The following is a 21,341-nucleotide window of genomic DNA, read 5'->3' as shown; positions in this document are numbered from 1 at the left end:
GAAGCTCGCCCTTAGTATATACTTAATATTTTATAATAACAATCTTATATTTAAAATGTAATAGATTTGTAATGTTAAATAATTTAATTAATTAATTATTTCATATAATAAATAGCTCAGTCAATGGGGACAGGTACTTTTGTCTTACAGGACAAATAATAATTAACTGCTTCCTTGCCAAGGAGAGGGTCGCGAGTTCGAGTCTCGTCTCGTGCTTAGTAAAAAGAAAGGCATTCAGAATGTAAAATTCCGAATGCCTTTTTGGTGTTTCCGGTATATTTAATTATTGTAAATCTCCAAGAAGTAACATATAATAGCGAATGTCAATGAATTTCTTTACCAAATTGTTTACCACCTCATATCTTTAGTATAGTGAAACACAGTCTAGGCATTTCCCCGTATATGTAATTAGAATGGTACTGATTCATTTAAATCTAGAATCTCAACATAGTTCTCATGCCATAATTCTTTTAAGATCTCTATATTTGCTTTGATAGAATAGTAGCTTTTCAACTAATCTATTCCTTTCCGCTTATATTTGTTAGAAATCCTAATAATCCTTCGAATTCCGTAAGATTCAGTAGCTGTTTGCTGACAGAAAGAGCAAGTTTCGGAAAGGGATGTACTTCAACCATAATTTTTAAACTTGCTGATACGTATCGATCAACCATCTAGTCGTATAGACTAATTAGCATTTACCATATCTTTCATACATATCATCAATATAGTTTATGAGTTCAATAGCATCGTTTCTTTTCAGATCAAGCCTCTGTTTGTTTTCATTTATAAATCTATTAAGTTTTTCAATCGTTTCTTCTCTAATTAAACCCTTCAGTGTCTTGAATAAGTTATTGTATGACAAGTCACTAAAGTAAATACGCTTCGCACATTCTACGATGGTATTTACTTCTGATACACTAACAATCTGATGCTCTTCCGCTTCCTTTATCGCATATCTAATATTAACTAATGGCTCAGTTATTGGTTTATAATCTTTAGGCGAAAATGTCAAGGCAACCTCAGCATCAGATTGTATAATATTATTTTTATACATATTATAAATTCTCCCAATACCCTCCATTCCATATCTATCAAGCTCTACTGCCCTCAATGCACCCATGCTAGAGCTACCAATAACAGTTATACCTCTTTCTAAAAGATCCAGTATCTCTCTTGGTGATATAGCAAGATTAGAGTAAAAAATGCCATCAACAATGGCAACCAGTTGTGTATGTGGATTGATTTGTTTTAAATCACCTCTTCTTATTGGAGGTTTTATATCAGCTTCAATTTTCATTATAGCTTTGACCTCTTTTTGAGACATAGAAGACCCAATAAAAATAGTTGGTGAAATATTCTTATCTAAAACAATTTTATTTATTTTTTTTACTTCTCCCATTTTTCAAGCAATTCCTTTTCTTCGTCCTTGCTAATACGTTTAAATACGATAATTCCATCATTTAGAATGACTTTCTTATTAAGTTCAAACTCTAATACCCATTTAAATTCTTTTTCAAAATCTACTTGTTCTTTAATGACTGTAGCAATTTTAGGCGTAAATGGATATATCAAATTTGAAATCCATCTAATTCCTTCAATTAAATATGCAAATATTTCACCAAGTCTATCCTTCTGTTCAGGGTATTTTACTAACTGCCATGGCAATGTTTTATCTAAATAACCATTAAGTATATTACCGTACTCAATAATGCTATTTACTGCACCTGCTGGGTTAAATTCATCCATATAACTCATTGCTTTTTCTACCATCACAAAGGCACCATTTTTTACTTCTAAATCAAACTCATTTATTGTATCCATTAAAACTATAGGAGTTTCCCCTCCAAGATATTTATTAATCATATTAACCGTTCTATTAACAAGATTTCCAATATTGTTTGCAAGTCCTGAATTCAAACTAGCTATTAAATGATTCCAATCAATATTTCCATCTTTTCCTAGTGTTAATTCCTTTAATAAAAAATATCTAAGTCCATCTAAGGTAATATCTTCCGCTAAAGCTGTAGGATCTATTTTCGTAGCTGGATCTGACTTTGATATCTTTTTATTTGAAATCGTCCACCACCCATGTACAATAATCGCTTTAGGCAATGGAATTCCAACCGAAAGAAGCATACACGGCCAATAAATGGCATGAAATCTTAGAATGTCTTTCCCAATAAAATGAATTGTGTTTGACCAATATTGTATAAAATCTTCTGAATCTATGCCACCTAAACTAGAGATATAGTTTGTTAATGCATCTATCCATACATACATAATATGCTTGTCATCATTTGGTACAGGTATTCCCCATTTAAAGGAAGTTCTGGATATTGAAAGGTCCTGCAATGTATTGCATCTTAAAAAACCTAATACTTCATTTTTTCTTGTAATAGGCTGTATAAAATCAGGATTATCTTCAATATATTTTGTTAAAGTATCATGGTACTTAGATAACTTAAAAAAGTAAGTATCTTCACTCATAACTTCAACGTTTTTGTTATGGATAGGACATACGTTATCTTCTAGCAATTCACCTTCCGCATAGTATTGTTCACAATCAACACAATACAATCCTTCATATTTACCAAGATAAATATCTCCATTTTTCTCCATTCTGTTCCACATATCCATTACTACCGTTTTATGTCTATCTTCAGTTGTTCTTATAAAATCATCATATTCAATTTCTAATTTGCCCCATGCGTTTTGAAATTTCTTTGCCAATTCATTTACTAACTCTTCAGGTTTTTTATTATTTTTTTCTGATATTCTTTCAATTTTCAACCCATGTTCGTCAGTTCCAGTTGTAAATTTAGTATCATAACCAAGCATTTTATAATACTTTATAAAGCTATCGACAAGTATCGTGGTATAGGCATGACCTAAATGTGGGCTTCCACTAGCATAATAAATAGGTGTGGTGATATAAATTGAATTCATAGTTTAGCTCCTTACATTTATTTATATTTACTTACTTCGTTTTTAAAAACTCATTTTTCAGTTATCATCAATCATACAAAGAATCTTTAATACATATAGACGGCTTCTCAATGCAATCGATATGGACTCTACCACCAATTGGAATCGTATAAATTGGATCTATATGTGAAAAATGAGTGTTAGAAATAATAGGGTAATTATATCCTTTTGTATACCTTATTAACATTTCGTCCAATACATTGGGCTCATATAATAAGTTTGTCCGTGAAAAAGCTCCTACTACTAGACCTTTTATAATTGATAAACATCCCATTTGCATGAGCTGTGTTAACATTTGCATAAATTTTTTAGGATTTTGATTAAATTCAGCTTCAATTAATAATATTTTGTTGTCCATATTAGGGAAAAATTCTGTACCCAACAAAGTAAGTAAAGTATCAATGTTACCTCCTACTAATTCCCCCTCCGCTTCTCCTTCTTTCACAATCCGCCAACCAGTATTTTTATATTTTTCTCTAGGTCCATACTTTTTTTTCAAAAACCATAAATCCTCGGCACAATATTCTGGAGACTCTAAAATAATATTTTTTTCTCCCTCAATTATTTTCAAAAAAATATTTACGACTTCATCAAAAATATTAGGATCACAAAAAGATGAAAATGAGATACCATGGAGCATTTTATTACCCGTTTTCATATTAATAGCATTCAGTAAAGCTGTAATATCACTATAACCAATGATAGTCTTGCCAGAACGATTTATTTTCCCATAATCTAAGTGTTTTAACAACTCATTAGAATTGTACCCTCCAAAAATGGGCATAATCAATGAAATTCTTTCATCGTTAAATGCTGCTTCAAAATCTTCAAGTCTATCTTCTAAAGAAGCAATTCCCATTACCCCTTCTTTATTCGCATTTTTTCCTATTTTTACATTATACCCTAATGTATTAAATCGTTCTACCCCTATTTTTATCATTTCATCACTAATATCACTCATGGAATTTGAAGGTGCACATACATAAACTGTATCACCTTTTCTTATACGTTTATTCATCAAGCATCTCCCATATCAAATTATTATATATTACTTTTTCCCCTTCTAAAAATTCTAATTGATCCAAGGATTTTAATTCTATGTTATTAAATATATTGTAATTATTTATTACATCCGGAATAAAAGGTTTGAGCAAAATAATTACTGATGCCATCATGTGACATAATAAACCAAGTTGTTCCTTAGAAGGTGATTTGTATATAGTATGTAATTGAATATATTTTCCGCATTTTTTAATATACTCAATTACAAGCATTAATGCATTATTAACATTCATATTTAAAATAGCCACTTCTAATAAAGGCTTACTGTCCGTTAATAACTCGTCTTCTTTATTCCATTTCGGAACATTTTCTACTTTATTTTTCATTAAAATACTTCTACACCTATTAAGGAATCCGCCTAGCTGACGGCACAAAACTTTATTTATGATCTGCTTAAAATGATTTTCTGTAAAACTAAAATCATCAATTGTGTCCTGGGTTCTATATATAATATAAAACCTTAAATAATCTTTATCAAATTTTTGAACAGCTTTTTCAATATCTATTAGTACTGAGTCTGATTTTGTAATATTCATAAATCCCTTTGCACAAATATGCATATCCATATTTTTAATATTTAAACCTTCCCTTAAAAGTAATGGCCAAATAATGCCATGATAGTAAATAATATTTTTACCCATAAAGTGCCTAAGTTCTACATCTTCCTCTCTATCAAAGAGTGTCATATATGCAATCAAAGACTCATACCATAAATAAATATATTGTTCTTTTTCTTCAAATGGAATCCTAATCCCTATATAGTCCTCTCTTGTAAAATCCCATTCCTTTAGACCTAAATTGATTACAGATTCTAAATATGTTTTTACGTTTTTATTAGTTTGTTTTGTAACTATCTCACTAATAATCTCTTTGCCTTTAGGAATGTCAAGAAACCAATGATCAATTTTTTGTTCTGCAATTTCTGTATTACCACAAAAAAAACAGCACATGTCCTCTTGATTACCACTTAACTTCATCTTATTTGTTTGGGTAAATTCTTGAGTCTTAATACGAAATCTCTTGGGAAGATATTCCGAACATTGCTTACAATAGTAATTGCTACTTTCTTTCTTAATAATATAACCCTTTTCTTTAATCTTTATAAGAGATTGACGAACAAGTTCTTCAACATCCCTGGTATCTGTTCTGCTGTAAGTGTCGAATTTTACGTTTAAACAGGAAAATAACTTTTTATATTTTTCGTGAAAAGTGCAAATTATTTCTTCTAAATCCATATCATTATTTTTCAATATATTTTTGACGGCTACACCATGAACATCCGTAGCCGAAACAAAAACACTATTATACCCAAGCAATTTCATAAATCTATGATACACATCCGCTGGAATATATGTACTTGCCATATGTGCCATGTTAAGCTCTGCTGGAATGAATGGATAGGCAGCAGTAGTAATTATTTTTTTCATAATGCCTCCACTATAGTCAAAGATAATTGTGCCTTATTATATTCAGTAATAAAACTCTCGTTTTAATTGTGGTGCTTCACCACATAATATGCAATCTTTTTTATGAGCGATTTCTATTTCTCTAAATTTTAAATTTAAACCATCATAAACAAATACTTTGTTTGTTAAAGGTGTTCCTATACCTAATATTAGCTTTATAACCTCTAATGCCATAAGACTTCCAAGACCGCCAGCAACTGCCCCTAATATACCGTTTTCACTTCCGTATGTAACAGCCTCTTCTTCTTGTTCTGGAAATAAACATCTATAACAACAGGTTTTAAAGGAGGGCAAAATTGTTAACAATATGCCCTCAAAACCTGATACAGCACCTTCAACCAGTGGCTTATTCAAAAAATGGCAGAAATCGTTAATAATATATCTAGATTTCAAATTATCAACTGCATCAACAACAATATCATAATCAATTATAATTTTTTCAATATTAAATTCATCAATTTTTTGCTTATGTTTAATAATTTTAATATTATTATTAAGCTCTAACAATTTCTCCTCTGCAGAGTCTACTTTATATCTTGAAAGATCTTTTTCATAATGAAGTATTTGTCTCTGTAGGTTGGTACGATTAACTATGTCAAAATCTACTATCCCAAGAGTTCCAACACCTACAGCCGCTAGATAATATAAAATTGGAGATCCAAGTCCTCCAGTGCCTACAACTAATACCTTTGCATTCTTTAACTTTTTTTGTCCTTCTATGCCTACACCCTTAAGCATAATTTGTCTTGAATACCTTTGCACTTCTTTCTCATTTATCAGATTATATATATCGGTGGACATAGATATCAACCTCCAACTATAAACTTTATAATTTCTATTGTATCCTCTTCTTTTAAATGAGCTGCATCCCACTCATCTCTGGGTAATGTTTCTCCATTATATACTATTACTACTGACTTTGGATTTAATTCAATTTGTTCCAACAAATCTAAAAGTTTTTCATTTTTACTAACATTAGTTATTTTTCCATTCACATTTACTCGCATATATACTCTCCTTTTTCACTCGTACTTCCATGATTTCCCTTGCAAATGAACACCTATTAACATTAGTATTACTCATGAACCTACTAATATAATTATATTTGATGATCCGTTTATACCCTTTCCTATACCCTGACAAACATAACCTTATCATATTTTGTTAATCCAATTACAAAACCAAGTGTAACTGCTCTTATAATCCCAACAACCATTAATAAAGTACCAAAACAGTTAATTTGTTCTTAACCGGCGTCATTTCCATAATATCTACCCAATTATTCTTGTATAAAGTACCAATAATAATGCTTAGCAAGTAGTGGTATAATATCATTAACTATAATTGAAGTAATAGGTGCAAACGGTAATATTTTAAATATTTCTTGCCCCCAACCAACTATAACGTCACAAGTAATGGCACTTAATACTGTAACAATACAAATTTATTCTTTGCCATAGATTTTAATCATCAAGCTGAATGCGCCGGTTCTCTATTATCAAAACCCTCTAAGTTAATATTTTTACAAACACTATGAATTCTATCTTCTATTTCCTCCTTAGAAACCACAAAGGTTTCCGGACAAAAGGCTAATTTCAGTAGCGTATTTGTTGAAAAAAGCTGTAACTCAATATCTTGAAATACTAAACCAATGCCCTTTGTAAGCGTCCCAACCCTCTCTTCCTTTAGATTTTTACAACACACAAAAACCTCTTGATAATGCCCTTTTGTAAAATTGGGTATTAAACCATTGAAGCAACAAAGCAGCGTAGATTTACCAGCATCACTTGCTCCCATAATCACAGTAATTTCGCCTTTTTTATAGAAAATTTCAGTTTGTCAAGCGCCTTGTAATCTTCGTTCATTTTATAGGAAAATCATAAGTTTTTGACTTCAATAATATCATTGCTTTCTCTCACAATTTCCACCTCAATTCAGATTACATCATTTTCTAAGTAAGCATCAATGTTTTCTAATTCCTTTTCATTCATCATAATCCATTTAGTAGTGTCTAAAGGCCCATCCTCAATGTATTTACCCCAGTAATCACAACCTCTTTCAACACATACCCATCTTACTAAATGCTGCATTGGGTATACGTTATCATGTGTTGATCCATTTCTCATTGCTTCTACTAATCCTATTTCAGTAACTTTTGCTGCACCTTTTAAGGTTGCAATTTCTCTTATTTCTACATTTCTGTCCCATGGAGAAATTGCAATAGTTTGAACAGTTTCATCAATATATTCAAGACAGTCCGTGATATTCTTTATAGGTTTAACGAAAATAACTCGATTAAGAGGGTGTTCGTTAATCTCATCTAAGCTGTTAATGGTAATAATAGTCCATTCCTTCTGGTCATCATAATATACTTCGTTGCCATTATATAACGCTTCTAACCTTGTCCGAGATACATGTGCATTGGCATCAGCAATAATTGTTCCTTTTGGAAATAATTTGCTATATAACTTTAAACCCATTTTTAGATGCTCAATAAACAACTTGTAATTTCCTTCAACGAATGCAATTTGTGGTGAAAAACAAGCTTCTTGATTGTATATTGAAATATCGTGTGCAAGGTCTATTGCAACTTTTTCGCAGTTAACAGATTCTTTCCCCACTAATGCATAACTCATCTTTGGACCAAATTCAACTACATTTACACCATTTTTAACCTTTGAACGTATACTTTTCACTGCTTGTTCGCTTCCCCAAACACATACAGCATTTGCCATATCTATAATTGTGGATTCGATTTCATTACCACCAGGCCAATACAATACATTCATTGATCTTGTGATAGGATGGTCTGGGAATAACTCTATCATAGACATGACAAAATACATTACCGTAATAGGATCTCTTTTAGGTATTTTTGCAATTGTTTGGTTTTTTGTAAGGCTGCTTCTAAGTAATGACATTATCCCTGAAACAGGTACATTCCCAACCATAATATTTAATACGTTTCCTACTGGCTGAACATGAACTAAGACATCTCCTCGTGGAACCCATTCTTCTAAATAGAATCTATTTCCAAGTTCAAGATCAATCAAGTCATACATTCCCGATAACTGTGAACAAGCTGACCCAATAATGTTTAACTCTCTTATTGCCATCTTTTTATCGTAGCCATTGATTAAACATAAATTTACAAGTGCCTCTTCATATAAAGGATTGTTTAAATTATTTACTCTCCAAAATTTTCCAACTTTCACAAAAAAAGATATGATTTCTTGAATATTTAAATCATGTAATATATATTTATTTGATTCTTGTAATTGTTGAATTTCCTCATTTGTAATTGTAGGAATTACAACTTTAACACCCGAATCATATGAAATAATATAGTTCTCTCTATCCTCATTTGGATATACTTTTTTACCGCCTACAATAACTGGTAGATGTATTGATTTTTCCATTTTCTTCTCCTATAATTTATATCATTAGAAACCTCTTATGTACAATCATAAACTTACTTTAAATACGGTTATAATTAATAATTATATTCAAATTCAATTGTTTTTAAATACTCTGTAAAATCCTTTATAATATGGTTCTTGATTTCTAGATAGTTTTCACGACTTATTATTTTTTCTTTTTCTAACTTATATCCTCCTGCGTTATTTCTACCTCCACCTCCTTTATAAACACAATATTCCAAAATGGGTATTGCATTTGCATTTATTCCTAATGCAGCTGTTAATAATACATCAGACTTTCCCTCATATAAAACAATGACCGCATCACATTGAGGATTGCATACTGCTAAATTGCTTAGACCAGGCTTCATGTATAAAATTTGTGATGCATATGAAATCGCAAATTTGTAATCTTTAATCTCAAATAATTCTGTCATTTCATTCATAAACATAATCGCAGCCTTTTCCAACTTATTAGCTTCACTTTCTTTAGCCACATATTTTTCATGAAGATTCATTCCGTCAAACCATGTTCCTCGAATAATATCATCTACAAGTTCATCTCTTTCATCAATTGATATTACGCTTATTATTCTTCTTAATTTCTGGCCTACCCAAAACCTGTCATTTATAATATTAAAATCACAAGCTTGTGCTATTTCAGATACAAATTCGGGATATGGCTCTAATGGAAAAAGAACTCGAGAGATAATTTTAGCTGCACAAACTGCCTCTTCTCTCAAGTAAACTTTGCAAATATTCTTCAAAAGATTGTCTCTACTGTTGCTCAAATAATGGTGATCATAATAATATAAATCTTTATCTGACAATAATTCTAATAATTCACTATCAGTTATAGCCGCTTCATTTAGCGGCAAATCTGCAATATACAATTCACTACAATTTCTTATTTCATCACGCTTTAGGAGTTGGATGATTTCATCATTTTCAATCATAAAACTATGAATACGAGAAACTGCGTTTCTTGTATGCTTTAACAAAAGTGCCTGTGAAAAAATGCCATCTGGATCTCCAGAATGGGATATAATACATACCTCACGCATCATATACCTCCCTATTAATTAATAACCATATACTTGATTATCATCAGTAATGATGCTTGATGTGAAAAGTTCATTATCCACTTCATATTGTGTTTTTCTGATTAACATTAAACTGTAACCCATATGACTTAAATTATCCCTAAATAGCATCATAAACTCTCTATATTTTTTCTTAAGCACTTCATAAGCCTCCAATTTCAAACACTTTAGATGGTCTCTTTTTAATATTTCATCCGAAAAAGCATGAACATCTTCAGTCTTAATAGTATCAAATTGATAATTTTCATACCAACATAATTCTATTTTTTCGTCCTTAAAGAATTCAAACCAATACTTTCTATCCCAGGGGATAATATTAACTTGTATTGCAGCTGATACGTCTTCAATTAATTCTTTAGATGGTTTTTTTATGTAATACATAGGAATGGCCGCTATAAAACCATTTTTCTTAAGCACACGAATATATTCAGCAAAAGCCTTTTCTCTCTGTTCAATGAGAGAGGTTACATTCCCACAGAAAACCATATCAAAGAAGTTGTCAGGAAAGGTTGTATTTGTTGCATCTTGAACTTCAAATTCTATTAAGTTATCAACACCTTCGGCCTTGGCTCTTTTCTTTGCTTCTTCAATACTAACTGGATTGATATCAATCGCCTTAATTTTACAGCCTACAAGTTTGGCTAATTCAATTGAGGTTATCCCCGTACTTGTTCCTATTTCAAGCACCCTGCTATTGGGTGTTAAAAATGCACTTAATGCCAACAATTTTATACTGTTAAAACCCCCAGGTGGTCTATTGGTTTCCTTTACCAAGCCTATTAACTGATTGTAATCCATTTTTTTAATATCCTCTGCTAAATACTCTTGTAAAATCATAATTAATTCTCCTTAAGATAATTATTTTCACCACATCAATGCGGTTTCTGGCCCTACTTCAAATTCGTCAAAAATTTCGTCTAATCCCTCATTAAGTTCAAAGTATTCAATATTCTCCTTATTATCTTCTTTTGTTGATTTATCCTCTTTATTCTCAATACTCACCTTGTCAACACCCCCTTTCACATCATTTGTTTTAAGCCTTTACAATACTATTATTTGTATTTTTATTATGTACTAAGTTATAATACATTTTTGCTCTAGTACCAATACAAACTCTTTCATATGAGTATCTTTCAATTCCCGGGATAAGCATTTTAACGACAGGGAAACGAATATCTGGGTTCGACAAATCTACCATTAATACTTTCTCCAACCCCGCATTTTTTAAGCAATCACACATATATCCAATGTCTTCCATTAAAAAAATAGATTTATAATCTTCAATTTCATCGTAAGAAATTTGTTCTTGAGTAGAGAACCAATAATTATATTTTTGTTTAAAGGTAGCATAATCTTTATTTTCTTTAGCCTTTCTAAACTTTTCAAGATCCTCTCTTGAACCGCTGATTGTACTTACTCTTGAAAGTGCTGCTTCGTTTAAAGCATTTATTAACGCAATTTCTTTATTGGGATGTGCACCATAGCCTCCACTAATAAACAAAGGATCTTCTATATCTTTATCTTCAATTATGACTGAAAAAACAGGGACATTAATGTCTATTGTTGTAATATATCTTATAATCAGATTTAAACTCGATTTTGAGTTCTGTATTTTTTCAATAATTACCCTCGCATTTTTGCTGGTAACAGTATCCTTAATAAGAACTGGATAATTTCTTAATAACAAATTCAAGGCAGCCGCATCCCTTTCTATTGCTTCTGCAATACCATGGGATATTGCTTCACTATAAGTATTTCCTCCGGCTAAGCCTGTTGTAAAATATCTAAATAGCATTCTTCCATAATTAGGTGTATATGGATAAAATCCAACATTTGCAGTTATATAATAACATTTACCAGAAATAATATCCTGGGCTGGTATCCACTCTAAAACTTCCTGTTCAGAAAAATTAACAGAATTAGGACAATTAAACTCTTTAGGATGAATCACCTTATGCTCTTTTATCATCTCTTCGTAAGTTGCTACTTTAATTTCATTGTGATAGTTTCTTTTCTCTGCACAAAATCGTTCAATTCCTTCAACGATAGCAGATACCTTACACTGCTCTTCGCTAGTCCCTTTTCCTGAAAATACAGTAAAGGTTCCATCGTTTTTTTCAGCATCTGGTCGAATGCACTGGTATGCGAAAATGCCCGTAGAATCCAATCCTGTTATTTCTGGAACTCTTGTAATCCCAGCTTTACTTGATATTCGTTCTATGTTTGATAAAGTTTCCTTTATTTCTACCTCTCTATCACAAGCCATTTCAACTTTCTTTCCCCAATCATTATTTAAATAAGGATTGTTTTTTAGTATATTCAAGATATTTATAGCTTCATTATCAACTATGTACCTATGAGAATGAATCAAATCAAAAAAGGTACATTTATTCCCCCATGGCTTATAATTATGCAAATTATGTATGTCATTATTAGACAAGAAGGTCAACACAGAATAATTGCTCAAAAGCGCATAAAAATGCAGATATCTTGCGTTTTTCTTGTATACATCAGACCATAACTCAATAAAATAGTTAAAAATATGAGTTCCATAAATATGTCCAATAAACTCTCCCATTGCCAAAAAGCAATCTCCTGACCAAAAAGCATCTACATCTAAAACGACTACTTCATCATTATCCTTAATTAAAAAATTAGATAAATTTAAATCAATCGGTATCAATGAAGGAATAATATTTTCAAAATACACCTTGTTTTGAATTAAATATTTTCTCAAGAAACAATTTATATCTATAAGAGTTGTGGCATTATCACAGGGTTTTAATCCTTTTGTTCTTTCATAACAGTTATCTAGGAACTTAATCATGAAGTTAAACCAATTATTATCTTCACCAATCAACTTCTCATTTATATTACCAACGCCTTTTGTCTCTATATCCCTACAAAATTGAATATATTCATAAATTTGTTTAACATATTTCTTTAATTGTTCCTCTGAGTAATGCTCCTTTTCAATAACCTCTAATAGAGTTCTTCCCTCCAAGTATTCTGTTATAACATAACTTATATTATATGTCTTTGAGTTAAAATCCTTTTTAAAGCATTTCTTCAAATACCCTACGCTTCCTAACACCTCATACATAATAAGCTCACAGTTTTTTATATCTAAATCTCCTTCATTGAGAAATAACTTAATCAAGTATTTTTCATTATCCTCACCTATAACTTTATAAACTTCATTCTTTGTATGACCCATTTTTTCTATAACACAGACTTTACCCATTTCTGCTTCATATATTATTTTAGCTAAGCTACAATATTGACTTTTCATCATCTTCTTTATTCCCCCTTGTAATATATATAGGTCGTCTCAAAAAAACAATTTTTTCATTTACTAGTATAATACAATTTAAATGATAACAACCTAAATCTATATAATCGTATATGTAAAGCTCATCTAAGCATATATTTAAGTCCATTTTTCCCAAGTCAATCTTTCCCTTTTTAAAAGTTGCAGGCATATTTAATCCTTTCTTTTTATCAAACGGTTCAACGATAAGCCCTATTAAATAACAATATTCACCACTCATTTTTGTATAAGCCTCTACAGAAACTTTAACCATACTGCCTTGCCGCCATTCCTCCTCACATTTTATTTCACCCCATAAAAACGAATCGAGCCCATCGAATATAGTTGCACAATTAAAACACTCTATTAGTCTTCGTTTCAAACCGTGTGGTTGCAGTTCTTTTTTCTCTATTTTTACACAAGTTTTACAATATGGACATTCCCTATGCAAACCTTCTTTGTCTTCCTCAGGCATCGAAAAATATCTATCCACTTGAAATCTAATATATCCACCCAAATTATTAACCATGGTTTTATAAAATTCATACCATGCTACTTGAAAACCTTTATAGGCTACACTCAATTGTTTAATACTTTTATCATAATCGTATACAAATTGTTTAGATTGCATCATACGGTTATTTAACAGCGATGCATTCATTCTTAGATTTCTCACTTTTTCTCTCAACACATCAATATCTTCCTGTATATACTTCATTCCCAATGAAGCAGTCCCATTTAATACATAATCTGTAAAATCCAAGTTATTAAAGAAATTTTTATCAAATAAATGAAAACAAAGTTTTCCTGTGTTTTCTTCGCGAAAAAAGTCACTTAATTTTTTCGTTTCAGTTAAAATCGCATTGAAATTAATTACAGAGCTTATCTCAAGTTTAAATTCTGGATCTCCAAATAAAACAACTACGTTATTCAAATCCATATATTTTTCATAATGCTTATTATTGTATGATTCAATCGCTTCTCCTATTTTTTTCCCCATACAATACAAATCCACAATATAAGGTCCTGCATATCTGTCAAGTAAGGACATAGCATACGTTGTTATAAGAATGGGTGAATAGACTGACTTAGCAAATTGATAAGCAAGTGTTGTTCGCACATCATATATACCATTTTTCAAAACAATCCCCCAACAGGTATATAAAAAAAGTATTTTACTTTTTATCTCACTTGCACCTATATAATAACGATTTTGAGATAGTCTATTACAACTATCAGAATAAAAGCATGGCATCACCCTGTTTATTTCATCTTCTTCCTCCTTTATATAGTCTTTCTTAGCACACAATACAACGTTACCAATAGACATATCTACACCGTTTGAATGTGGTGTTGCAAACGTAAACTCGGCTTCCTTTAATATATAATCCTTTATTTCTTCCTGAGTGTTACCAATAAAAAAATTAAACTTTTCAGACTTAAAGGATGCATTTTGCTTTTCTAAGGGATAGTAAAAGTTAAATAGTTTTGCTTTTTTTCTATAGGTATTAAAAATAAATGCTTTAGTTATTACATTTTCTCTATTCAATTGACCAAAAGGATACATAAAGCCTATAGGGACTAAATTTTTTGCTTTTGTCTTCTGATCCAAGATGAACTTCATTTGCTGAACTTCAAATTCTTCATCAAAACATAATATAGTTGAGGAAGCCATTTTTGATATTTCAAAAAAGTCCGCTATGGCATTTAATTTATTAATATATACTACAGTTCTTCCTAATAAAATACCCCCTTTTAGTGCTTGTTCTAAACCCTGCTCGGTAATTCCCACAATTATAGGTTGATCCTTTAAATCCTCATGTTTTACTTTAGTTACCTCTAAGTCTAATAACTGATTTGGATAAAGTTCTTTATATACTTCAATCAAATTATGGAGTATAGAATCACACATTTTATTACACAATTTATCCCATTCAACTGGCTCTATTTTGTCTTGTAACATTACCGTTTGATACTCTATTCCTAAAAAATCCAGGCTTTCTTTTATCAATTTTGTATGCTGTGTATTTAAGGAAGGTACCGCTGAATTAAATGTTAGATTTTTATACATCCCTGCTAAATAATAAGCAAATGGTAATAATACTTCAGAATCTATCTCTATAATATCAACACAATTTATGTTTTTCATATAAATACCCACCTTGTTTACCGTTAATATTATACCGTACGAGTTACGGTGACTGGATTTGAACCAATATCTTCCTGGGAATGAACCAAGTGCTCTTCAATTGAGCTACACCGCAAAACAAACAATATCTTTTCATTGGTGAATAGTAAGTGATTTTCCTGTTTCATAATCATTTTTATGCTACTATTCACCAATTAAGATTATATAAATTATGACTATTTCTAATTTATGGCAAACAATTAATACCATTAAATCTTGGAAGGACTTGGCAATCTCTTATATCATCATGTTGTAATATCCATAATATAAATCTTTCAACACCCATCCCAAAACCAGCAGTTTGCATAGGATACTTCTTTTTCATATTACAATACCATTCATATTCCTGTTCCTCTACTTGGTGAATTTTTAATGCTTTTTTCACTTTTTCGTAATCTTTATGTCTTTCTCCTGCCCCAATGACTTCTCCTATACCAAATAATAAATCTGCATTTAATGCATATTTTTGTTCTTTATCCGAGAATGCTTGGTAGAAAGGTAATGACAAATGCTCAAAGTGAGTAACCCATACAATCCCTCCAAATAACTCTATCAGTTTTTTCTCACCATAGTTCGTTAATATAGTAAATCCTTCAGGGTGTTTGATATATAGCGGTTTTAGAGAGTTAGAATATTTTTTGTCAAGTAATTTTATTGCTTCTTGTAAGGTAATGCGTGGAAATCCATCAACTACCGCTAATATTTCTCTTATATGCTCTACAGTTCCAGCTACTTTTAATAACTTTTCTTCATAGCTTTCTATAAGTTTCTCACATAAATACTTAACGTAATCCTCTATTAAAGCTATTACATCATCAAGGCCACCTATTATTTCTGCTTCACTATGATAGAACTGGCATAAATGTCTTTCGTCTGCTACTTCTCCTCTAAAAGAAGGCATGATATAAAAGCAGCCTTCTTCATAAATTCTACATCCATACTCAAGCATAAATTGCATAGAATCTGCAAGATATGTATCAACATCACATATATTTACTTTTACAGGCGTTGAATCGCTACCTAATCCCATAGGACTAGATATTGAGCTTGTTGTAATTGGTAAATGTAAAGTTTTCAAATTTCTTTGTTCATAAAACATATAGGTATAGTAAGATATTAAATGCTGCAAATCCATTACAGATTTATACCAGGGATCTTCAATGACTGATAAATAATGAAATTTTAGATCATTCCAACTCTTTTTGGGTGTAATCAGATTTGTTTCTTCTTTTAATGCAATAACCATCTTTAATTTCCTCCTCATAAATTGTAAAAGTTGACTTTATCAACCTACGTTTTCATATTGTTTCTCCCTAACACGTTCCTTTTTATTGTGTGCTATAATGTCTGTTATTGTTGGTTTTATAATATGTTGTTCAGATTCAATGCCCCAAAATTCTTGAAACACTTTTACAATCTGTTCTGCCGCAAATTTTGCAGCCTCAGGATTTTTATATAATTCATGTCCTGCACCTGGAAGCTTGTAAACGCCTTTAAGTATTTCTTTATTTGTAATAAATGCTTTTTCGTATTCTTCAATATCAACCCATTTATCATCTTCAGATGCAATAATATAAATCGGTGTTTTAATCTTTTGAATATCTTCATTAGCGGTTTCCAAATTGTGCATATTTTCGTTAATTAGAATTTTTATGAAATTATCCCAATTGACGGGATACTTTATAACTTTTCTAGTTCCCCATATTTTTTTCGGCTCTTTAATCACCTCATCAACAATATCAAAGCCGATTATTGAATTCAGCGTATACTGCATATTTACAACACCAACTAATGTTAAAAAAACATCAATATCCTTAACACTATCACTCAGATATCTGTATATGATACGGCTTGTTATACTCACACCTAAAAGTCCTATACCATTATTATTATAAATACTAGAATCAGATTTAACATATTGAATAACTATTTCTAGATCTTCTAATGCTGTTTTCAAATTATAGTCCTCTATATCTCCTGTACTGTTTCCATTATGGTATCTATTATCATATCTCAGTACATTAAATCCGTTATTTATTAAATAAATCATTAAGGTTAAATTTGTTCTGATAGTTTTTTCAAATTGAGGTGGTATTATAATAAGTGGTGTATTCTCTTTGAAATAATTATAAACGCTATGTATGACGTCACCATTTTTCGTTTTTATATTAATAATTCTTTCATTAAAACTTCGTACCATTAGCTCCTCCTTTATAATATTCAGTGGAATATCTTTTATCAATTTTCAAAGCACAACCCCTGGATTCTTTACTTTCTACTCTCCTTATAATTTCAAGACCTTGTCCAGTTCGACCACATTCACATTGTCCATTTAATGAAATCTTACCAACATCATCTGTCAATATAAAACAAGGAAAACTTACTGCTGTCGGATCTAAATAAGCTATCAAACCAACTTCTCCATCCTTTACAAGCTCTAACGTAAAAGGATCGATAATATATATTTTTACCCATGGCGGAGAATGCTTAATCTTTTTATTACATTCACAAAAAATTGTATTTAGCTCAACCATATTAAATATGTCTCTAGAATTCTCTTCACTCATACCAATAAAATATTTTTTTAATTGCTCACAAAATTCTTTCTTAGAAATCGCTTGCCCCGAGGCACGTTTCCAACCTCCAGCAGTAATAAACATAATTGACTTACACTTATCGATTTTAATATCATGATCTTCCATATGCTTCATTAATTCAATAAACATAATAGGAGCTCCTATGATGACAATATTTTCAAATCTGTCTACGACATCACATACTTGATCCACAACCTTTTGAGGATAAAAATTACCGTCAACTATGAAATTCTCCATCGGAAATACCATATCCATTAAACTTAATACATAGGAAAACCACAAATCACCAGCTTCTTCTGTTGAAGGGCCTAAATTAATACAAAAGACATCATCCAAGCCTAAAGTATTATCAATGACAGTCTGCATTGCACCTAAAAATCTATTTAACGTGACCTCATCCCTATAAACCTTACTAATGGATCCTTTTGTTCCAGAGCTTGTACAAACCTTTATAATTTCATTTTCATTGCAGCTTTTAACTATTTTAAGTTTAAAAATACTGCTTGGTATTAATGGTATTTTAATTAAATCCTCATGTTTTTTTATGTCGTCTGGTTTAACACCCCTCCTATTTGAATAATTTCTAAAATCTTTATTGACTTTATAATGATGTGTGTATGCCTGCTTAATAAAGCCAAACTGCAGTTTTTGTATTACTTCAATATCATAATTAAAATAATCGTTATTTTGATATACCAAATCATCTAAATATTCAAGCTTTGTTAAAGGAATAAACTCTAGTCTTTCTTTTATCATATTAATTTCTCCCTTGTAAATACATTAATCCTTCTCTTTTATCAACTTTTCTTTTGAATCCTACAATCTATTATTCTTTAGCTGTTCTGGTAATATAGGCTGGTTTAATAACCATAAACAACAGGTCGATAAGCTCATATCCGCTATAGTTACTACAATCAAACTTAATTGAGCCCAAATTTTTACATTGTATTTCTTTAATCTCATATTCATTTTCAACTCCTTCTTCGATTTAATATTGGTAATAAGGTAATGGATTCAACAAACATTCCTGCGGAACAACTCAATATGTAAATAAATATGTCATTTATTAACAATACTAATAGAATTAATATCGTTGATTGAATTAAAACGGTATTTCTGCTACTCTTCTTAAATAAATAATATTCTTTCTTATTCAAAGGCTTATTTTCCGAATCAACAGGAGCATATCTAAATACACAAAAAATCGATACACAACACACTAGTAATACAAAATGACTATTTAATCCAACTTTTAAAATTTCTATAAAACGAATTATTGGAAACATAATTAATGAGTACAAAAGTAAGCATTTAAAATGAGTAGATGCATGATATCCACCAGCTGAAATTCTTAGAATTGCAAAAAACAAAATATATAATATAGCTTCTTTAAAACAACTTAATGCTAATGATAATCCAATCATTACTAACATATTTACTATAGAAGATATCATCAACTCTAGACCGTATTTGTAAACCTCTATATCAGCAATTTGTTTGTTGTTATTTTTATACATAACTATAGCTAATTTACTTGAAATATTTGAAATCATTATTGTCCTTCTCTCATTTTCTTAGAATCCTATAGAATAAAGCAAAACAGTACATTTCCATTAGACAATTGTAATATAGTAACAAGCAAAATAACATATATCATTTTGGAACTAATTTTTTTACTATAAATCGTTTAACTCTTTTTCAATTAACTTGATTATATCCTCTGGAATCAAGCTCCCCGCCATCATTACAACTTCTTTCAATGTTCTACTTCTTACCATTTCTACTATTGGATCATCAACTAATCCTCCTAAATGATTAACTAATATTTTCTTTGCATCATCATCATTCAATACATCATTCAATGTTCTTTCAAATGTAAATTTCATATTCCTACCCCTCATTTAAATTAAGTAACAATACAATACATGTTTTTTTAATAGCCGTTATATCTTGTATATCTTATGTAGTTTATCCGTTTAACAAAGATAGCATTGTTTTTCTTAGATGTGAATTTGAGATATATTAATTAGCTTCTAATCTCCTTCTATTTTCGCACTTTAAATATTGCAAAAATATATCTCTCCATTCTTCATTTACTTTAACTTCTTTTTCCGCAATTTTTTCACAATATTTACAAATATCACATCCATCTCTGCAATTCATGCTTCCATTAACAAATGGTTGTAAAAAAGAATTTAAAGAACTATTATTGATTCCCATTTTTAAATAAGCAACATCTAACTTATTTGCAATTTGGATCATATCTTTTGGATACCCATCATTCATCAAATATAGCAGGTTACCTTCGAAACATTCATCCAGATATGATTTTATAACATCAAGATTATATTCAGCTGTTTTATCTCTTCCATCAATTTTGAAATAGTTTATTCCGATTTCAGCATAGTATTTCATATCTTCTGGTCTTATCCATGGCGATTTGATATTTTCATATAAATTATTTATTTTTTTATACAAACAATTAACAGATGTATGTGAAAACTCTTTAGTAGAAATCTTCATTGCTTTTTTCAATTCGTTTGACATAGTTGATGATAAATTTGAATGATAGTAAACATCCATACATCTATATATACATGGTGTTGTACATAATACTTTTATGTCACAATTATTCTTTTCTTTAATTGATTTAAGCATTTTAAAATCTCTATTAATATCTCTATTTAAAACAATACAGCTAACACCAATATCTTCAAACTGTTTCGCCTTTTGCACAGTATCAATTTCATTACATATTGATGCTGTAATATTCGCATCTTTAAAATGTTCTTTTATCAATCTAATTAAATATGGAGATGTAATTGTAAAGCTATCAATTCCTATTCTAATTAACGAATCAATAAACTTAAGTATTTCCTTTCTTCCCCCAGAACTATATTCACGCCCATCAGAAACCGTAGCATTCATAGTATAATTAAACTTGATATTATTACTGTGCAAAACATCAATTAGTTCTTTCATTTTTTCTTTGCTGACATCTTTTAGTGTTTCAGCAGGTCTCAAATTGCCAATAATATCTTCTTTCAGCGAACCATATACTTCATATATTTTTGTAGTAATTTTTTTTCTGTTCTTGTTTAGCTCTATTATCTTCTTAACATAATCTTCTTCATAAACCATTGGAACAGATAAGTTAATATTCAAACTATTTCACCTCCTATTTTATAAAATGGCTAATTTATATTACATA

19 protein-coding genes and 1 tRNA gene are annotated in these 21,341 nt (G+C 30.3%); all 20 read right to left on the bottom strand.

Annotation, left to right across the window (positions count from 1 at the left end; all coding sequences use genetic code 11):
- Positions 1–688 precede the first annotated feature (688 nt).
- Positions 689–1,399, bottom strand: coding sequence for a TfuA-related McrA-glycine thioamidation protein (locus CVU84_14675; GenBank protein ID PKM93611.1), 711 nt, complete (start codon positions 1,397–1,399; stop codon positions 689–691).
- Positions 1,387–2,946 (bottom strand): methionine--tRNA ligase, encoded by a 1,560-nt coding sequence (locus CVU84_14670; protein ID PKM93610.1) that lies wholly within the window; start codon positions 2,944–2,946, stop codon positions 1,387–1,389. The genes CVU84_14675 and CVU84_14670 overlap by 13 nt, the downstream gene beginning before the upstream one ends.
- A 67-nt stretch (positions 2,947–3,013) precedes the next feature.
- Positions 3,014–4,003, bottom strand: coding sequence for a hypothetical protein (locus tag CVU84_14665; protein ID PKM93609.1), 990 nt, complete (start codon positions 4,001–4,003; stop codon positions 3,014–3,016).
- Positions 3,996–5,474 (bottom strand): hypothetical protein, encoded by a 1,479-nt coding sequence (locus CVU84_14660; GenBank protein ID PKM93608.1) that lies wholly within the window; start codon positions 5,472–5,474, stop codon positions 3,996–3,998. Before CVU84_14660 ends, CVU84_14665 begins: the two co-directional genes overlap by 8 nt.
- A gap of 42 nt (positions 5,475–5,516) precedes the next feature.
- Positions 5,517–6,314, bottom strand: a complete 798-nt coding sequence (locus CVU84_14655; GenBank protein PKM93607.1) for an adenylyltransferase — start codon at positions 6,312–6,314, stop codon at positions 5,517–5,519.
- Positions 6,315–6,319: 5 nt separating this feature from the next.
- Positions 6,320–6,520, bottom strand: a complete 201-nt coding sequence (gene thiS / locus CVU84_14650) for a thiamine biosynthesis protein ThiS (protein PKM93606.1) — start codon at positions 6,518–6,520, stop codon at positions 6,320–6,322.
- A 463-nt stretch (positions 6,521–6,983) separates the two neighbouring features.
- Complete coding sequence (locus CVU84_14645) at positions 6,984–7,316, bottom strand: hypothetical protein (protein PKM93605.1); 333 nt, start codon at positions 7,314–7,316, stop codon at positions 6,984–6,986.
- Between the two features lie 131 nt (positions 7,317–7,447).
- On the bottom strand, positions 7,448–8,932 hold the full coding sequence (locus tag CVU84_14640) for a hypothetical protein (GenBank protein PKM93604.1): 1,485 nt from the start codon (positions 8,930–8,932) through the stop codon (positions 7,448–7,450).
- Positions 8,933–9,006: 74 nt separating this feature from the next.
- Positions 9,007–9,996, bottom strand: coding sequence for a hypothetical protein (locus CVU84_14635; protein PKM93603.1), 990 nt, complete (start codon positions 9,994–9,996; stop codon positions 9,007–9,009).
- An 18-nt stretch (positions 9,997–10,014) separates the two neighbouring features.
- A complete protein-coding gene (locus CVU84_14630) occupies positions 10,015–10,872 on the bottom strand; it encodes a class I SAM-dependent methyltransferase (protein PKM93602.1) in 858 nt (285 codons plus the stop codon).
- A 196-nt stretch (positions 10,873–11,068) separates the two neighbouring features.
- Positions 11,069–13,330, bottom strand: a complete 2,262-nt coding sequence (locus CVU84_14625) for a hypothetical protein (protein PKM93601.1) — start codon at positions 13,328–13,330, stop codon at positions 11,069–11,071.
- A complete protein-coding gene (locus tag CVU84_14620; GenBank protein ID PKM93600.1) occupies positions 13,308–15,494 on the bottom strand; it encodes a hypothetical protein in 2,187 nt (728 codons plus the stop codon). The genes CVU84_14625 and CVU84_14620 overlap by 23 nt, the downstream gene beginning before the upstream one ends.
- A 43-nt stretch (positions 15,495–15,537) precedes the next feature.
- A tRNA-Met gene (locus CVU84_14615) sits at positions 15,538–15,609 on the bottom strand.
- 111 nt (positions 15,610–15,720) lie between these two features.
- On the bottom strand, positions 15,721–16,779 hold the full coding sequence (locus CVU84_14610) for an asparaginase (GenBank protein ID PKM93599.1): 1,059 nt from the start codon (positions 16,777–16,779) through the stop codon (positions 15,721–15,723).
- A gap of 39 nt (positions 16,780–16,818) precedes the next feature.
- Positions 16,819–17,733 carry a hypothetical protein gene (locus CVU84_14605; protein PKM93598.1) on the bottom strand — a complete coding sequence of 305 codons (915 nt, stop codon included), beginning with the start codon at positions 17,731–17,733 and terminating at the stop codon, positions 16,819–16,821.
- A complete protein-coding gene (locus CVU84_14600) occupies positions 17,717–18,886 on the bottom strand; it encodes a hypothetical protein (GenBank protein ID PKM93597.1) in 1,170 nt (389 codons plus the stop codon). Before CVU84_14600 ends, CVU84_14605 begins: the two co-directional genes overlap by 17 nt.
- A gap of 60 nt (positions 18,887–18,946) precedes the next feature.
- The gene (locus CVU84_14595; protein PKM93596.1) at positions 18,947–19,099 is read right to left on the bottom strand and encodes a hypothetical protein; all 153 of its coding nucleotides are present in this window, start codon (positions 19,097–19,099) and stop codon (positions 18,947–18,949) included.
- A gap of 2 nt (positions 19,100–19,101) precedes the next feature.
- On the bottom strand, positions 19,102–19,683 hold the full coding sequence (locus CVU84_14590; protein ID PKM93595.1) for a hypothetical protein: 582 nt from the start codon (positions 19,681–19,683) through the stop codon (positions 19,102–19,104).
- Positions 19,684–19,806: 123 nt separating this feature from the next.
- Entirely contained in the window at positions 19,807–20,016 is a 210-nt protein-coding gene (locus CVU84_14585) for a hypothetical protein (GenBank protein ID PKM93594.1), read from the bottom strand.
- 136 nt (positions 20,017–20,152) lie between these two features.
- A complete protein-coding gene (locus CVU84_14580) occupies positions 20,153–21,295 on the bottom strand; it encodes a hypothetical protein (GenBank protein PKM93593.1) in 1,143 nt (380 codons plus the stop codon).
- Between the last annotated feature and the right edge of the window lie 46 nt (positions 21,296–21,341).

The sequence above is a fragment of the Firmicutes bacterium HGW-Firmicutes-1 genome (assembly GCA_002841625.1).
Taxonomy (GTDB): domain Bacteria; phylum Bacillota; class Clostridia; order Lachnospirales; family Vallitaleaceae; genus HGW-1.
The sequence above is the reverse complement of the archived record's forward strand: the minus strand, read 5'-3'. Positions and strand labels throughout refer to the sequence as shown.

Excerpts from the sequence above, each read along its gene's own strand:
- CVU84_14585 (PKM93594.1), bottom strand. The coding sequence starts at position 20,016 with ATGAAATTTACATTTGAAAGAACATTGAATGATGTATTGAATGATGAT.
- CVU84_14670 (PKM93610.1), bottom strand. The coding sequence starts at position 2,946 with ATGAATTCAATTTATATCACCACACCTATTTATTATGCTAGTGGAAGC.
- CVU84_14600 (PKM93597.1), bottom strand. The coding sequence starts at position 18,886 with ATGATAAAAGAAAGACTAGAGTTTATTCCTTTAACAAAGCTTGAATAT.
- CVU84_14655 (PKM93607.1), bottom strand. The coding sequence starts at position 6,314 with ATGTCCACCGATATATATAATCTGATAAATGAGAAAGAAGTGCAAAGG.
- CVU84_14605 (PKM93598.1), bottom strand. The coding sequence starts at position 17,733 with ATGGTACGAAGTTTTAATGAAAGAATTATTAATATAAAAACGAAAAAT.
- CVU84_14675 (PKM93611.1), bottom strand. The coding sequence starts at position 1,399 with ATGGGAGAAGTAAAAAAAATAAATAAAATTGTTTTAGATAAGAATATT.
- CVU84_14595 (PKM93596.1), bottom strand. The coding sequence starts at position 19,099 with ATGAATATGAGATTAAAGAAATACAATGTAAAAATTTGGGCTCAATTA.
- CVU84_14660 (PKM93608.1), bottom strand. The coding sequence starts at position 5,474 with ATGAAAAAAATAATTACTACTGCTGCCTATCCATTCATTCCAGCAGAG.
- CVU84_14620 (PKM93600.1), bottom strand. The coding sequence starts at position 15,494 with ATGAAAAACATAAATTGTGTTGATATTATAGAGATAGATTCTGAAGTA.
- CVU84_14640 (PKM93604.1), bottom strand. The coding sequence starts at position 8,932 with ATGGAAAAATCAATACATCTACCAGTTATTGTAGGCGGTAAAAAAGTA.
- thiS (PKM93606.1), bottom strand. The coding sequence starts at position 6,520 with ATGCGAGTAAATGTGAATGGAAAAATAACTAATGTTAGTAAAAATGAA.
- CVU84_14590 (PKM93595.1), bottom strand. The coding sequence starts at position 19,683 with ATGATTTCAAATATTTCAAGTAAATTAGCTATAGTTATGTATAAAAAT.
- CVU84_14625 (PKM93601.1), bottom strand. The coding sequence starts at position 13,330 with ATGATGAAAAGTCAATATTGTAGCTTAGCTAAAATAATATATGAAGCA.
- CVU84_14630 (PKM93602.1), bottom strand. The coding sequence starts at position 10,872 with ATGATTTTACAAGAGTATTTAGCAGAGGATATTAAAAAAATGGATTAC.
- CVU84_14665 (PKM93609.1), bottom strand. The coding sequence starts at position 4,003 with ATGAATAAACGTATAAGAAAAGGTGATACAGTTTATGTATGTGCACCT.
- CVU84_14610 (PKM93599.1), bottom strand. The coding sequence starts at position 16,779 with ATGGTTATTGCATTAAAAGAAGAAACAAATCTGATTACACCCAAAAAG.
- CVU84_14635 (PKM93603.1), bottom strand. The coding sequence starts at position 9,996 with ATGCGTGAGGTATGTATTATATCCCATTCTGGAGATCCAGATGGCATT.